Raw genomic sequence first — 14,255 nt, 5'->3', positions numbered from 1 at the left:
CTATCCCATCATAGCTTTTTTTAGCTTGAATTCCACTTTCCCATTCCCTAAAATTTTTCCACACCCATTTCAAAATATCCTTTCTTAAAACAGGTACACTATGACACAACAACGCCAACTGCCTTCCCACGAACTCATTATGTCCGAACTGATGATGCCGGACACCGCCAATTTCAGCGGCAACGTACACGGCGGCGAACTCCTGCTCCTGCTCGACCAGGTTGCCTATTCCTGTGCCAGCCGTTACAGCGGCAACTATTGCGTAACCCTTTCAGTAGACAAAGTCCTGTTTAAAGAACCCATCCATGTCGGCGACCTGGTTACTTTCTACGCCAGCGTAAACTACACGGGGCGTACCTCTATGGAAATCGGCATCCGTGTCGAAGCACAAAACATCCGTACGGGAGAAATCCGCCATACCAACAGCTGCTACTTCACCATGGTTGCAGTCAAAGACGGCAAACCCGTTCCCGTACCGCCACTGGAAATCCTGACCGACCGTCAACGCTGCCGCTACGAAAAAGCCAAAAAACGTAAAAACATCAGCCTGCAAGCCTCTGAAGACATGTCCTGCGGCTGCTGACGGCGGACTATGCCGTCTGCAATACCGGACAAGCATTGTTCCAACATTCGGCATAATGGTTTGATTTATTGAAGCAAAATCGTCTGATTCCGACCCATCCGTTTTTCAACGCCGTTTTGAAACACAGCTGTGGAAATAAACGGCTGTGTTTTCATATTCCCTTGATGCAGCCCTAATCAATCGGACAAAATGCCTTTTATCCGATAAAGCCGCCCCCCGAACAGAAATAAGCGGCTTTTCCATTGCAAACGGATGAAATCAAGCGGATACCCAAACACAGTCAAACAAATTTATACGCCTTATCCCTTCTGAATGATTTGAAAACACAGCCGCCAAAAACAAAAATGCCGTCTGAAGACCTTTCAGACGGCATTTCCAACTTGATTTCAGGCAGAAAGTCAGAACGCGATATAGCTGTTCGGGTTAACCGGTTTGCCGTTTTGCCGCACCTCGAAATGAAGCTGCGTTCTGGAAGCATCGGTATTGCCCATCAAAGCGACCTGCTGCCCGCGTTTGACCTGCTGGCCCTCGCCGACCAGCAATTTTTGGTTGTGCCCGTATGCGGTCAGGAAGGAAGAATTATGCTGGATGATGACCAGGTTGCCATACCCCCTCAAACCGGAGCCGGCATAAACCACTTTGCCGTCAGCCGCCGCCAAAACGGGTTGTCCCGCATTTCCCGCAATATCGACACCCTTGTTGCCGCCGCCGAAATCGGCAATCACTTTGCCCGTCGTCGGACGCTGCCAAACAATGCCAGCAACCGTACGCGTGCCGGATGACGAAACGGCAGGAGATTGCGGGGCAGGCGCGGGGGCAGGAACCGCTTTATTTTCTACAACGGGCGCGGCAGGTTGCGGGGCGGACTGCACGGGCGGTTGCGCGGCGGGTTTCACAGGGGTTGGTACGGGTACCGGCGCGGCAGGCCTGCTTTCTACGGCTGCGGTTTTCGGTGCGGCATATCCTGCCGGCTTGACCTTCACGATCTGACCGATGCTCAACGTATTATCGGCCATACCGTTCCACGCACGGAAATCGTCTTGAGAGATATGGTAGCGTTTGGAAATGTTGTACACCGTGTCGCCGCGCACAACGGTATGCGTCGCCGCATTGATGTCGACGGGCGCGTAAGAAGGAACATATGCACCCGAAACGGCAGGTGCAGGCGGCGGAACATAAGCAGGAGGCGTGTAAACCGGCGCAGTTTGCACGGGCGGCACATACGGCGCATCGTTGGCGGCAGGAGCGGCATTGTACGGCGTTGCGCCATAGGGGTTGTTGTAAACTGCCGAAGACGGCGCGTCCTGCATACCTGAATTGCCTGCAATGACAGGAGCAGGCTGTTGGGTGGCGCAACCGCCCAACAGAGCGGCAACGGCGGTACAAGCTGCCAAAAGTGTCGTTTGTTTCAACATAAGATAACCTTCATGTTCCGATATATAGCCTGAATGCGGTATATCATAATAAAAATGCGCGTTCTTCTCAAGCGCAAAGCCCGACGGTATTTGATAAAACGGTCAGTCCGTATGCCAGAACGCCGCCGTTTCCGCCATGTCCGGATAGGCGGTCAGGTCGATTTGCAGCGGCGTTACGGTAATGAAACCTGCGCCGCATTCACCGAAATCCGTCCCCTCTTCCCGATCGGAAACTTCGCCGACCGGCCCTATCCAATAAATCTGTTCGCCGCGCGGATTGCGCGCCGGAATGACGTTCTGACCGTGGTGCCGCCTGCCCAAACGGGCGATTTTAATGCCCCGCACATCTTCCGGCGCGACGGCGGGGATATTGATGTTCCATAAAATAGGGGACTGCGGGGGGTTTTTGAAAAAATGCGCCAACAATGTCCACAGTGCCTTTTCTGCGGTTGCCCAATAGCGTCCGGAAGCGTCGTTTAAGGAAAACGCCACGGCGGGTATGCCCATAAGGTAGGCTTCGGTTGCCGCCGCAACCGTCCCCGAATAAAGCGTGTCGTCCCCCATATTCGCGCCCCGGTTAATGCCCGAAAAGACAAAATCGGCCTGAAAATCCGAAAATACAGACTGCCCGATGTGGATACAGTCGGTCGGCGTGCCGTTGACATAGTAGAACCCGTTTTGCGCCTGTTTCAACTGCAAAGGGCGTTCCAGCGTCAGCGAATTGCTGACCCCGCTCCTGTCGCGTTCGGGCGCAACCACCCTGACGTTGGCAAATTCCGCCGTAACGCGCGCCAAAACGGCGATGCCTTCGGAGAGGTAGCCGTCGTCGTTGGAAATCAAAACATTCATTCCGTATCCCACCTTATTCTTCGGACAGTCTGGTAATCCTGACCCGTTCGATGCGCTGCCCTTCTTTTTCGAGCACTTCAAACCGCCAACCGTGAAAATCGGCAAAATCGCCGACATCGGGGATGGTTTGCAATTCTTCCATAATCAGCCCGGCAACGGTATGGAAATCGGTATCTTCCTCCTGTTGCGGCAGATTGAGTTGGGATGCCAGCTCCACATATTCCAACGCGCCTTCCACCGTCAGGCTTTCATCAGGATTCCCCTGAACGGCGGGTTCTTCTTCGCGCTCGAATTCTTCGGGAAAGTCGCCGGCAATGGCTTCCAGCAGGTCTTTCATCGTTACCATACCCAACACCGCGCCGAACTCGTCCACCACCAAAGCGTAATCCGCGCTGCTTTGGCGGAAGAGCTCGATTGCCCCCAGCGCGGTGGTACTGTCGGGCAAAACGAGCGGCTGGCGCAATGCCGTCTGAATGTCGAGACCGCCTGTTTCCAGCAGTTGGGCGAGCAGGTCTTTCTTGTTGATGTAGCCCAAAGGTTCGTCCACGCCCGCCTTTCCGACAACGAGCAGGCGGCTGTAAGGCGTATTTTGCAGTTGGGCATACTGTTCTTCGCGGCTTTGGGAAATGTCCAGCCGTTCGATGTCGCGGCGTGGGATCATCACCCCCATAATCGGACGCTCGGCAAGCGTCAGCACGCTGCGTATCATCGATTTTTCGTTTTCTTCAAAATGCGCGTCGTCCCCGGATTCGCCGCCCGCGTCGGCAAGCACGCTTTCGCGTATGCCCATCATACCCAAGACGTTTTCGGCGGTGCGCTTGCGCCACGAGCTGCCGATGTAGTCGTTTTTGCGGCTGTTGCGCTGGGAAATCTGGTTAAACAGTTCGATTAAAATCGAGAAGCCGATGGCGGCGTAGAGGTAGCCTTTGGGAATGTGGAAATGGAAGGCTTCGGCAATCAGGCTGAAACCGATCATCAACAAAAAACCAAGGCAGAGCATCACGACGGTGGGATGCCTGTCTACAAATTCGGTCAAGAGTTTGCTGGCGGAAATCATCACCGCCATCGCGACGACGACCGCGCCCATCGCGACGACGATGTGATCGACCATCGCCACGGCGGTGATGACCGAATCGATGGAAAACACGGCATCCAGTATCAGGATTTGCGCGACCACGCCCCAAAACGGCGCGTGTTTTTTCCGGCTGTCGGCAACGGTAAAACGGTTATGCCCTTCGAGGCGTTCGTGCAGTTCGGTGGTGGCTTTGTACAGCAGGAAAATACCGCCCGCGAGCATAATCATGTCCTTGCCGGAAACGGCGAGGCCGCCGATTTGGAACAGCGGCTCGGTCAGCGTGATGATGTGCGCCATAAAGGCAAGCATAATGATGCGGATGACGACTGCCAGCCCCAGCCCGGTAATCCGTGCGCGGTCGCGCCGTGCGGGCTGGACCTTGTTTGCCAAAATCGCCACAAAGACAAGGTTGTCTATCCCCAACACGACTTCCAACACCAAAAGCGTGGCAAAACCTATCCAAGTATGCGGTTCTGCCAACCAACTGAAATCCATAATTTTTGTGTTCCCCAACGATACGGCGGCGGCGGGGCTGCCGTTGTGTTTGCAATGTCCGGCATATCAGGGATGCCGTCTGAACGCCGGTTTCAGACGGCATCGGGCTCAGTCGGCGATAAAGCCGTCTATCGGCGCATAGCCCCGGGCATTTCCCTGCGCGTCCAGTACCACAATCCAATCTTTCTGCCTGCTGCCGGTAAAGGGCAGGAAATACCAGTCTTTATCTTCGGAAATATCTGCCTGCTTCAAAATATCGGCAACGGCGATTTTTCTCGCATCTGCCAATTTTTTCAGCGGCTTCATCGCCTTACGGATTTTCTCCGCCTCTTGGCGGGAATACGGCAGCCACCGGTCCGGGCGCATACTCGGCTCTATGCCCTGCATAGACAAATCCAAGGTTTTGTTTTGTTCGTCCTCCGTATCCGGCTCTTTCAGACCGACGCGGCGGATGCCGAACCACGACAGGCTTTGCAGCCCTTCCGGCGCTTTGTGCAGGTCTTCAACCGCCACTTCGGCGGCGGTCACAACATTAATCCTGTCTTTTTCAAACGCCTCCACCACGGGACGCGCCAAAGAAACGCTGTGCAAACCGTACGCCAATGCGGCAAGCTGGATCGCACCGGTCAGGGAAAAATCCACAATCCGCGCCCTGCCTGTCTTTTTCGGGCTGGACAATATCAGCGTCAGCAGCGGGCCGCACACGATGTCTACCGCCACCACCAGCTTATAAAGCGACAGCCCTCCCGTCAGCTCGGCATAAGGATAAGGATACCAAACCTTAAAAACCAGCAATGCCGCCAGCCCTGCAACCGACAGGCTGATTAAGAGGTGCCAGCCCGCACTTTTCAAGGCAAAACGCCATCTCGAGGCTGTTTTTCCGTTTTCCATCATATCTTAATTCAAATCAAAAATAACCGTAAAAACAGAGCGCATTGTACAACAGATAAAGGCTGCTTGAAATGCGGCACCGTCTGAAAACCTGCTGTTCAGACGGCATCCGTCACCCGACATCAATGCACAGATATTTCAATTCCAGATATTCGTCCGCACCGTATTTGCTACCTTCACGTCCCAAACCGCTGCGTTTCACGCCGCCGAACGGTGCCGCTTCATTACTGATTAAGCCCGTATTGATGCCGACCATACCGTATTCCAATGCTTCGCCGACGCGCCATTGGCGGGCGGTATCAGCAGTGAAAAGGTAGGCAGCCAAACCGTATTCCGTATCGTTGGCGGCCGCGATGACTTCGGCTTCGGTTTCAAAACGGAACACCGGACACAAAGGCCCGAAGGTTTCTTCGTGAGCCACCGCCATTTGCGCCGTAACACCGCTTAAGACAGTCGGCTCAAAAAACGTTCCGCCCAATGCGCTGCGTTTGCCGCCGGTCAGACAGACCGCGCCTTTTGAGAGCGCGTCGGCGATGTGCTGCTCGACTTTTTCTACCGCTTTTTCCTCAATCAGCGGCCCTTGGTTCACGCCATCCTCCAAGCCGTTGCCCAATTTGAGCGCGGCTACTTTTTCACTTAATTTGCGGCAAAATTCATCGTAAATGCCGGATTGAGCGTAAACGCGGTTAGTGCAGACACAGGTCTGACCGCTGTTGCGGAACTTGCTGACGAGCGCGCCTTCGACGGCTTTGTCCAAATCGGCATCGTCAAACACGATAAACGGCGCATTGCCGCCCAGTTCCAAACTGAGTTTTTTAATGTCCGCCGCGCTGTCGGCAAAAATTTTCGCGCCGACTTCGGTAGAGCCGGTGAAGCTAATTTTGCGTACAGTCGGGTTCGTAGCAAATTCATGGCTGATTTCCGAAGCGCGACCGCTGACGACGGGCAACAAATCCTGCGGCACGCCCGCTTCGTAAGCCAGCAAGGCCAACGCATACGCACTCAAAGGCGTGAGCGATGCTGGTTTGACTATCATCGCGCAGCCCACCGCCAAAGCAGGCGCGGCCTTGCGTGCAATCATCGCAGATGGGAAGTTCCACGGCGTAATCGCGGCGGTAACGCCGACAGGCTGTTTCAACACAACCAGTTTTTGCGACGCTTTCACACTTGTCAGCACATCGCCGTCAATCCGCCGCGCCTCTTCCGCAAACCAGCGCACAAACGAAGCCGCATAATCAATTTCGCCGCGCGACTCGGTCAGGCTTTTGCCCTGCTCCATCGTCATCAGGCGCGCCAGTGCTTCTTTGTTTTCTTTAACTAAAAAATACCAACGCCACAATATGTCGGCGCGTTCCAAAGCAGTTTTCGCCGCCCATAATTTTTGCGCTGCCGCCGCCTTTTGAATCAGGTTTTTCAGTTTGTCCGAACCCGTATTGCGGACATACGCCAAAATTTCGCCCGTTGCCGGATTGCCGACCCCGATGCCGTCTGAAATCGGGGAAAGGGAAATATCGGGATGCTTGATTAATTGGTAATATTCGTTCATTTCGTGTCCTCCGGTATGCGGAATAACCGCTTTCAAATGCCGTCAATCTCGCGGACATTATCATCTTCATATTCCAAAACTGCAAACCCTTCCGATGCCGTCTGAAGCATCCGATCGGGCAGCGCAACATCCGGGCGGTGTCTGAATATGGCGCGGGCGCAATCCCTGTCGTTTAAGAAAAATACTTTTTATACAATGGTAATCTTTAAAAAGAAAAGTAATGCAGCCCTTTGATGGGGTGCAATATATAAGGAGCAAAGATTGCAGTTACAAGGTGTGGTAGAGTATGGCAAAAATCTAAACATTACAGTCAAAATTACGGAGATCAAATAATGATTTTTAAACAGAATCAAAATTATTGGGCAGTTTTTGATGCTAATAAAGAAGCTCTGATTGTTCAAACATATTCAGGTTTGGGGTTAACGGCAATAGACCACCTATATCCCCCCCATATCCTGCCATTGGATACCGACAATGAAACTTTAGGCACGACGGTCTTGCAAGCGTTGGCAAACAGCAGGACGTTAGACAACGAAGCTGAACGTATTGATTTTTTAAAACAGGAAAATCTTAAACCACGCTATGAGGATTGGGTTGCCAAGCTATGCGGGAACTTGGGCTATAAAACCAAACGCGCCCTATTTAAAAACATGATGAGCGTGGATATTCGGCTGCACAACGGCTGCCTGAAAATCAGCCCGAGCCGCCATGTCAAGCTGGAAGCGTGGGATGCCATTGATGCAGACGATGTCATTTTATCATTGGATAACAGCCCTGAAGAAATCGGAGCAGGTTTAAGGTTGGCATTGAGCCGCTGCCGATAATATTTGATAAAAGGTCGTCTGAAAGCCGGAAACTTTTTTCAGACGATCTTTTTTATCACACTCAAAGCCTGCGTGCGTACCGCACACACCTTACCTGCACAGGTTTAATGCGGGCTACGGCTTGCTGAAGATAAAGTTATTAAGAAATTTAGCAAATATGGAAAAGATTGAGAAATTTAAATCTGAATTATTGGATAACATTTTTGAGTACATTCAATGCATATCTATTTTTGTCCACAAGAAAAAGATATATTATTTGATTGATTATAAGGAAAATTTCATATTAAACATGAAGTTGGATTTAGATTTTGATTTTAAAAACGGGAATATTACGTTAGAACAATATCAGGATGAAATGAATAGTTGTTATTACCGAAACGGTATCTGGCAATTAACTAAGGACAATTTTGAAAGCTATCTTCAATCAGATTCAGTCATTGTATTAAAAAAGGATGAATTGAAGGAACTGATGTTTCAGGGGTTTACTTCTGATGAAGCGGTAGGGTTATATTCCGTTGTTGAGAACAAGCTGTCGTACAATGATCCTATCTCAGACTCCGGCCAGCAAAATGATTTCTTAAAAATCAATCAGATTTCCTCGAGGCTGCCTTTATTCTATGTCAATTTTGACACTGAAGTGTACTTACATATGGATTGGGACAGATGTCATGAAGATTATGTCTATGATGGCTGGTTTTCAAAAGCGATGGATTTTGGGTATTTAATACCGGACGAATTTTGTTATTGGAAAATTGAAGGACGGGATTATTGGAAATTTATGCAAATATAAAGATAAGCAAACCATAGCTTGTATGAATTCAAAAGGCCGTCTGAAAAACAGCTTCGACAAAGACGCGGTTGCCAAAGAGATCAACCTGCAAAGGGAAGTAACGCAGGAGTTTGGTAAAAACGCCACCCAAGCCACAGCGGCCGTTGCAGACAAACTCGGCAAAACCCGAAGTTACGAACGGTATCAGGAAGCCCGAACCCTGCTGGAGGCCGAACTGCAAAACAAATCCGACACAAAAAATCGTCCGAAAAATCCGGACGGCGGTTCAAACAGGCTGCCCCGTTTAACGGGCGCGGCAGGAAGTTTCGACCGAATTGCCGTAGGCATCGGTAAAACCGAAAACGGCTTCGCTACCTTTCTGATGCCACTCGGTTCCGTTTCCGAACAAACCGTGTTCGGCGGTATAGCGTTCGCCGGATGCGGCAACGTCGGAAGAGAGGACGGCACGCCTGCCGTCCAACCGCAACGCGATTCTGCCGCCGTCCAAACGGCGGACGCGCACAGACAAACCGTTCTCGCAGGAAAATGCCCGAAAATCTGCCGGGCGGGCTTGGTTTTGAACGGACGGCATATGCCCGCGTCCGCCGCCATCATACGCCTCCGGCACGGCACAGGCCGCCAAAGACAAAACCGGCACGGTCAGTGCGAAAAACCTGATATTCATAAAAGCTCCCAAATAAAAAGAAAATATGTTTCAACACACAGGACGACACATAAAGCACCGCCCTATGTGCCGTCCTGATTCGGAAGGGGTTGCGCCCCCAAAATAAAGTCTGATTCTACCGCCCCAAAGGGCTGAGGTTCAACCGAAAAGGAAACACGATGAATCAATAATCCGGATTGCGCGCCCCTTCTTTACCCGTCTTCCGGCTCCGCCTTTTGCCTGACGATGCCGTCTGAACCTGCCCGCTAGCCGGAAAAATGTAAATTTTTTCCAAATTCCAAGTAAAAACCGCTATCAGTGTGCTAATTTGCGTTAAAATCCTATTCGGCGTTTAACGTTTTGTGCGCCCGCATCCCTGCACTGTTTGATGCGGGCATAAGGCACAAATCCCGACAAGCGCACTGTTTCATACTTCGTCAATCATTCAGACTCCGGTTTGTGCCCGTGCCGGCAGGCGGTCGGCCGTTTCCCGCCGTTCAGGCATATTCCGACAGTGTGAGATAAGGATTTATTCGATGAAATCACTCAAAACCTTCCTCATTTGGGGCATAGTGGTACTGGTCGGCTTAGCATCCTTTACCACTCTGGCTCTCAGCCGAGGCGAACAGGTCAGCGCGGTATGGATGGTTACCGCCGCCATATCCGTTTACTGCATCGCCTACCGTTTTTACAGCCTCTACATCGCCAACCGCGTAATGCGGCTCGATTCTAACCGCCTGACTCCGGCAGAACGCCACAACGACGGCTTGGACTACGTTCCGACGCACAAAGGCGTATTGTTCGGACACCACTTTGCCGCGATTGCGGGCGCGGGCCCTTTGGTCGGCCCGGTTTTGGCGGCGCAAATGGGTTACCTGCCCGGTACTTTGTGGATTATCTTCGGCGTGGTATTTGCCGGTGCGGTACAGGATATGATGGTCTTGTTCGTCTCTATGCGCCGAGACGGTAAGTCTTTGGGCGATATTGTGAAACAGGAACTCGGCACTGTCCCCGGCGTGATTGCCTCCATCGGTATTTTGATGATTATGGTCATCATTATGGCGGTGTTGGCGTTGATCGTTGTGAAAGCATTGGTTCACAGCCCTTGGGGTACGTTTACCATCGCCGCCACTATGCCGATTGCCCTGTTTATGGGTATCTACACGCGTTATATCCGTCCGGGCAAAATCGGCGAGATTTCCATCGTTGGCTTTATTTTGCTGATGCTGGCGGTAATTTACGGCGAAGATGTGGCGAAAAGTTCCATCGGGCATTGGTTCGACCTTGACGGCATCCAGCTCACTTGGGCGATTATGATTTACGGCTTTGTCGCCTCCGTATTGCCCGTATGGTTGCTGCTCACTCCGCGCGACTATCTCTCCACCTTCCTGAAAATCGGTACGATTGCGGCCTTGGCTTTGGGTATCGTCATCGTCAATCCCGCTTTGCAAATGCCTGCCGTAACCCACTTTATCGACGGTTCGGGTCCGGTATTCTCAGGCGCATTGTTCCCATTCTTGTTCATTACCATCGCCTGCGGTGCGGTTTCGGGCTTCCACGCGCTGATTTCTTCCGGCACTACGCCGAAAATGCTGGAAAACGAAACCCACGTCCGCATGATCGGTTACGGCGGTATGTTGATGGAAAGTTTCGTAGCCATTATGGCGCTTGCCGCCGCCGCATCGCTCGATCCCGGCGTGTACTTCGCCATGAACAGCCCAGCCGCCCTGATCGGTACGGATGCTAATACCGCCGCCGAAGTGATTACCACCAAGCTGCAATTCCCTGTCGATGCGGCAACCCTGTTGCACACCGCTAAGGAAGTGGGCGAAAACACCATCCTTTCCCGTGCGGGCGGTGCGCCTACCCTCGCAGTCGGTATGGCGCACATTATGAGCCGCCTGATTCCGGGCGAGGCGATGATGGCGTTCTGGTATCACTTCGCCCTGTTGTTTGAAGCCTTATTCATCCTGACCGCCGTCGATGCCGGTACGCGCGTCGCACGTTTTATGATTCAAGACTTAGGCAGCATCTTCTACAAACCTTTCGGCAACACCGACTCCATCCCTGCCAACCTGATTGCGACCTTCTTCGCCGTGGCATTGTGGGGCTACTTCCTCTACACCGGCGTAACCGACCCGCTGGGCGGCATCAACTCGCTCTGGCCTTTGTTCGGCATCGCCAACCAAATGCTGGCGGGCGTAGCCTTGATTATGTGCGCCGTTGTGTTGATTAAGATGAAACGCGATCGTTATGTCTGGGTGGCACTCGTTCCCGCCGTCGGCGTACTGTTTGTAACCTGCTACGCCGGTCTGCAAAAACTGTTCCACAACGACCCGCGCGTCAGCTTCCTCGCCCATGCCGGCAAATACAGCGACGCATTGGCTAAAAACGAAGTCCTTGCGCCTGCTAAAGACATCGGCGAAATGGCGCAAATCATCTTCAACGACAAGATTAATGCCGGTCTGACCATTCTCTTCTTGTCAGTTGTCGTGATTGTCGCCGCGTACGGTTTGCGTACCGCCCTCAAAGCACGCAAAGTCGGCTGGCCGACCGCCAAAGAAATCCCGGCGGTGTACCGCGACGGCAAACAGCCGGAGGCACAAGGTGAAGCGTAAACTCGCTGCTTGGTGGGAAACCGCCAAACTGACCGCCAACCTCATGGCAGGCGTGCCCGATTATGAAAACTACGTTGCACAGCAGCGCAAACATAATCCCAACGCCCCCGTGATGACCAAGCTGCAATTTCAAGACTACTGCCGCAAACGCCGCTGCGGCGCAAACGGCGGACGCTGCTGTTAAACCTGCTTGAAACAAATGCCGTCTGAAACCAATTTCAGACGGCATTTTATGCTGAAATCCCGCCCCGCAAGCCAAACGGTCGCCATATCGGGCAGGTTCGTCCGTCGGCAAACCGTGTTTTCTCCGCACAAAAATAACCATACGGCACAGTCAGTGTGTTGCCCCTTTCCGCCCCTCTGTTACCGCCGCTCCGAAAGGCGGATTTGCAACCCTTAATGAAATGCCGGTAAACAAACCATGAAAAACCTTATCATCTTCAATAAACCCTACGGCGTTATCTGCCAATTTTCACCGCACGAAAAACACAAAAGCCTCAAAGACTTCATCAACCTGCCCAGATTCTATCCTGCCGGACGGCTCGACACCGACAGCGAGGGGCTGCTTCTGCTGACCGACGACGGCAGACTTCAAGCACAAATTACCGACCCCAAATTCAAACACCCCAAAACCTACTGGGCGCAACTGGAGGGATTGCCCGACGAAAGCCGATTGGAAAGCCTAAGAAAAGGGATAGACTTGGGCGATTTCGTTACCCGTCCGGCAACCGTCCGCATCTTGAAACACGGCGAAGCAGATTCGTTATGGGAGCGCATCCCGCCGATACGCGTCCGCAAAACCGTTCCCGATTTTTGGATTGAAATTACCATTTCTGAGGGCAAAAACCGCCAAGTCAGGCGAATGACCGCCAAGGCGGGCTATCCCTGCCTGCGTCTGATCAGAGTGGCAAGCGGCAGACTGAAACTGTTTGATTTGGATTTAAAACCCGGGGAATGGGCATACGCCCCGTTCAGACCATAAAGCCGCACTGTCCTGCCATTATCCTTTTGCCCCTGCCGCTTAACGCTTAAAACAATTAGTAAAGCAAGGGATTATTCTAATTATCTAAGATGGCCTCAAATTTTTTACCGATTGAAACATCTTTAATCACGATGAGCTACAAATTTTAAAAGCAGAAATGGTTTTCTCCGTCGGGAGGATTAAAAATATGTCGTCCGAACGTTCGGGCGGCAGACAAAACGGCACTGCCCGATAAAGGCAGTGCCGTTGTCCGTTTCAAACCGTAAAACATCAGCCCAAATCAAAGGCTTTATGCAATACCCTGGTTGCCAGTTCCATATATTTTTCATCAATCAATACGGAAACTTTGATTTCAGAAGTTGAAATCATTTGGATGTTGATGCCTTCTTCTGCAAGTGTACGGAAGATTTTGGCGGCTACGCCGACGTGCGAACGCATACCCAAACCGACTGCGGAGACTTTGCACACGGTGTCGTCGCCGTCGATAGAGGCCGCGCCGATACTGTCTTGGCGTTCCGACAGGATTTCCAAAGTCTGTTTGTAATCGCCGCGCGGTACGGTGAAAGAAAAATCGGTCGTTCCTTCGCTGCCGACATTTTGGATAATCATATCGACTTCGATATTGGCATCGGCGACCGCGCCCAAAATCTGATAGGCGACGCCGGGTTTGTCGGGTACGCCGCGCACGTTGATGCGGGCTTGGTTTTTATCGAATGCGATACCGGTTACGGCAGCTCTTTCCATATTGTCGTCCTCTTCAAAGGTAATTAAGGTGCCGTTGCCGCCGTCTTGCAGGCTGCTCAGTACGCGCAGGCGCACTTTGTATTTTCCGGCAAATTCTACTGAACGGATTTGCAAAACTTTCGAACCGAGGCTGGCCAGTTCGATCATTTCTTCAAACGTTACCGTATCCATGCGGCGCGCTTCGGGCACGACGCGGGGGTCGGTGGTATAAACACCGTCTACATCGGTATAGATTTGGCATTCGTCCGCTTTAAGGGCTGCGGCGAGCGCAACGGCGGAAGTGTCGGAACCGCCGCGTCCGAGCGTGGAAATATCGCCTTCGCTGCTGATGCCTTGGAAGCCGGCGACGATGACGACTTTGCCATCAGCGAGGTCGGCGCGCATTTTTTCATCATCGATGCTTTCGATGCGGGCTTTGGTGTGGGCGGTATCGGTTTTGAGGGCGACCTGCCAGCCGGTGTAGCTTTTGGCATCCACGCCGATGTCTTTCAATGCCATTGCCAAAAGGCCGATGGTAACCTGTTCGCCGGTGGAGAGGACAACGTCCAATTCGCGCGGATCGGGGTGCTCCTGCATTTCGTGCGCCAGCGCAACCAGGCGGTTGGTTTCGCCGCTCATCGCGGATACGACAACAACGATATCGTGTCCTTCGGCGCGGGCTTTAGCGACACGTTTGGCTACGTTTTTAATGCGTTCGGGCGAGCCTACGGATGTGCCGCCGTATTTATGTACGATTAACGCCATGTTTCGTGCTTTCTTGTGTAGGGTTGGTCGGGCAGCATGGTTTGCTGGAAAAGGGC

13 protein-coding genes and 1 pseudogene are annotated in these 14,255 nt (G+C 52.3%); 7 read left to right on the top strand and 7 right to left on the bottom strand.

Annotated features, from left to right (window positions below; all coding sequences use genetic code 11):
* Positions 1–100: 100 nt before the first annotated feature.
* On the top strand, positions 101–583 hold the full coding sequence (locus RDY34_RS00480) for an acyl-CoA thioesterase (RefSeq protein ID WP_101122846.1): 483 nt from the start codon (positions 101–103) through the stop codon (positions 581–583).
* 398 nt (positions 584–981) lie between these two features.
* Here RDY34_RS00480 and RDY34_RS00475 read toward each other — a convergent pair whose 3' ends face one another.
* From RDY34_RS00475 to RDY34_RS00455, 5 genes are all read right to left on the bottom strand, one after another.
* Positions 982–1,998, bottom strand: coding sequence for a peptidoglycan DD-metalloendopeptidase family protein (locus RDY34_RS00475; RefSeq protein ID WP_308073169.1), 1,017 nt, complete (start codon positions 1,996–1,998; stop codon positions 982–984).
* A 102-nt stretch (positions 1,999–2,100) separates the two neighbouring features.
* On the bottom strand, positions 2,101–2,847 hold the full coding sequence (gene surE, locus RDY34_RS00470; protein ID WP_003751355.1) for a 5'/3'-nucleotidase SurE: 747 nt from the start codon (positions 2,845–2,847) through the stop codon (positions 2,101–2,103).
* A 13-nt stretch (positions 2,848–2,860) separates the two neighbouring features.
* Positions 2,861–4,417 carry a TerC family protein gene (locus tag RDY34_RS00465; protein WP_003710595.1) on the bottom strand — a complete coding sequence of 519 codons (1,557 nt, stop codon included), beginning with the start codon at positions 4,415–4,417 and terminating at the stop codon, positions 2,861–2,863.
* Between the two features lie 108 nt (positions 4,418–4,525).
* On the bottom strand, positions 4,526–5,311 hold the full coding sequence (locus RDY34_RS00460) for a fimb protein (protein ID WP_118783195.1): 786 nt from the start codon (positions 5,309–5,311) through the stop codon (positions 4,526–4,528).
* A 109-nt stretch (positions 5,312–5,420) separates the two neighbouring features.
* On the bottom strand, positions 5,421–6,854 hold the full coding sequence (locus RDY34_RS00455) for an NAD-dependent succinate-semialdehyde dehydrogenase (protein ID WP_308074186.1): 1,434 nt from the start codon (positions 6,852–6,854) through the stop codon (positions 5,421–5,423).
* Between the two features lie 332 nt (positions 6,855–7,186).
* Here RDY34_RS00455 and RDY34_RS00450 point away from each other — a divergent pair, with 332 nt between their 5' ends.
* The 3 genes and pseudogenes from RDY34_RS00450 to RDY34_RS10610 all read left to right on the top strand — a co-directional run.
* A complete protein-coding gene (locus RDY34_RS00450) occupies positions 7,187–7,678 on the top strand; it encodes a contact-dependent growth inhibition system immunity protein (protein WP_308074185.1) in 492 nt (163 codons plus the stop codon).
* 157 nt (positions 7,679–7,835) lie between these two features.
* The gene (locus RDY34_RS00445) at positions 7,836–8,468 is read left to right on the top strand and encodes a hypothetical protein (RefSeq protein WP_308074183.1); all 633 of its coding nucleotides are present in this window, start codon (positions 7,836–7,838) and stop codon (positions 8,466–8,468) included.
* A gap of 34 nt (positions 8,469–8,502) precedes the next feature.
* Positions 8,503–8,691: pseudogene (locus RDY34_RS10610) on the top strand (hemagglutinin repeat-containing protein); the annotation flags it as partial.
* Positions 8,692–8,751: 60 nt separating this feature from the next.
* Here RDY34_RS10610 and RDY34_RS00435 read toward each other — a convergent pair.
* Positions 8,752–9,132: an MliC family protein gene (locus RDY34_RS00435; protein ID WP_308074181.1), complete on the bottom strand. Its 381-nt coding sequence runs from the start codon at positions 9,130–9,132 to the stop codon at positions 8,752–8,754.
* A 515-nt stretch (positions 9,133–9,647) separates the two neighbouring features.
* Here RDY34_RS00435 and RDY34_RS00430 point away from each other — a divergent pair.
* The 3 genes from RDY34_RS00430 to RDY34_RS00420 all read left to right on the top strand — a co-directional run bounded on the left by RDY34_RS00430 (position 9,648) and on the right by RDY34_RS00420 (position 12,711).
* Positions 9,648–11,729, top strand: coding sequence for a carbon starvation CstA family protein (locus RDY34_RS00430; RefSeq protein WP_308074180.1), 2,082 nt, complete (start codon positions 9,648–9,650; stop codon positions 11,727–11,729).
* Positions 11,719–11,913 (top strand): YbdD/YjiX family protein, encoded by a 195-nt coding sequence (locus tag RDY34_RS00425; protein WP_002222250.1) that lies wholly within the window; start codon positions 11,719–11,721, stop codon positions 11,911–11,913. Before RDY34_RS00430 ends, RDY34_RS00425 begins: the two co-directional genes overlap by 11 nt.
* Before the next feature lie 237 nt (positions 11,914–12,150).
* Positions 12,151–12,711 (top strand): rRNA large subunit pseudouridine synthase E, encoded by a 561-nt coding sequence (locus tag RDY34_RS00420; RefSeq protein ID WP_308074179.1) that lies wholly within the window; start codon positions 12,151–12,153, stop codon positions 12,709–12,711.
* Between the two features lie 270 nt (positions 12,712–12,981).
* On the opposite strand, the gene RDY34_RS00415 is transcribed toward RDY34_RS00420, so the two are convergent.
* A complete protein-coding gene (locus tag RDY34_RS00415) occupies positions 12,982–14,199 on the bottom strand; it encodes an aspartate kinase (protein ID WP_036469608.1) in 1,218 nt (405 codons plus the stop codon).
* Between the last annotated feature and the right edge of the window lie 56 nt (positions 14,200–14,255).

The organism is Neisseria polysaccharea (assembly GCF_963392925.1).
GTDB classification, from domain to species: Bacteria; Pseudomonadota; Gammaproteobacteria; order Burkholderiales; family Neisseriaceae; genus Neisseria; species Neisseria polysaccharea.
Note: the sequence above shows the minus strand (reverse complement) of the source record. Positions and strands in the feature narration are given on the sequence as shown.

Excerpts from the sequence above, each read along its gene's own strand:
- RDY34_RS00455 (WP_308074186.1), bottom strand. The coding sequence starts at position 6,854 with ATGAACGAATATTACCAATTAATCAAGCATCCCGATATTTCCCTTTCC.
- RDY34_RS00435 (WP_308074181.1), bottom strand. The coding sequence starts at position 9,132 with ATGAATATCAGGTTTTTCGCACTGACCGTGCCGGTTTTGTCTTTGGCG.
- RDY34_RS00415 (WP_036469608.1), bottom strand. The coding sequence starts at position 14,199 with ATGGCGTTAATCGTACATAAATACGGCGGCACATCCGTAGGCTCGCCC.
- RDY34_RS00450 (WP_308074185.1), top strand. The coding sequence starts at position 7,187 with ATGATTTTTAAACAGAATCAAAATTATTGGGCAGTTTTTGATGCTAAT.
- RDY34_RS00445 (WP_308074183.1), top strand. The coding sequence starts at position 7,836 with ATGGAAAAGATTGAGAAATTTAAATCTGAATTATTGGATAACATTTTT.
- RDY34_RS00430 (WP_308074180.1), top strand. The coding sequence starts at position 9,648 with ATGAAATCACTCAAAACCTTCCTCATTTGGGGCATAGTGGTACTGGTC.
- RDY34_RS00475 (WP_308073169.1), bottom strand. The coding sequence starts at position 1,998 with ATGTTGAAACAAACGACACTTTTGGCAGCTTGTACCGCCGTTGCCGCT.
- RDY34_RS00420 (WP_308074179.1), top strand. The coding sequence starts at position 12,151 with ATGAAAAACCTTATCATCTTCAATAAACCCTACGGCGTTATCTGCCAA.
- surE (WP_003751355.1), bottom strand. The coding sequence starts at position 2,847 with ATGAATGTTTTGATTTCCAACGACGACGGCTACCTCTCCGAAGGCATC.
- RDY34_RS00480 (WP_101122846.1), top strand. The coding sequence starts at position 101 with ATGACACAACAACGCCAACTGCCTTCCCACGAACTCATTATGTCCGAA.
- RDY34_RS00460 (WP_118783195.1), bottom strand. The coding sequence starts at position 5,311 with ATGATGGAAAACGGAAAAACAGCCTCGAGATGGCGTTTTGCCTTGAAA.
- RDY34_RS00465 (WP_003710595.1), bottom strand. The coding sequence starts at position 4,417 with ATGGATTTCAGTTGGTTGGCAGAACCGCATACTTGGATAGGTTTTGCC.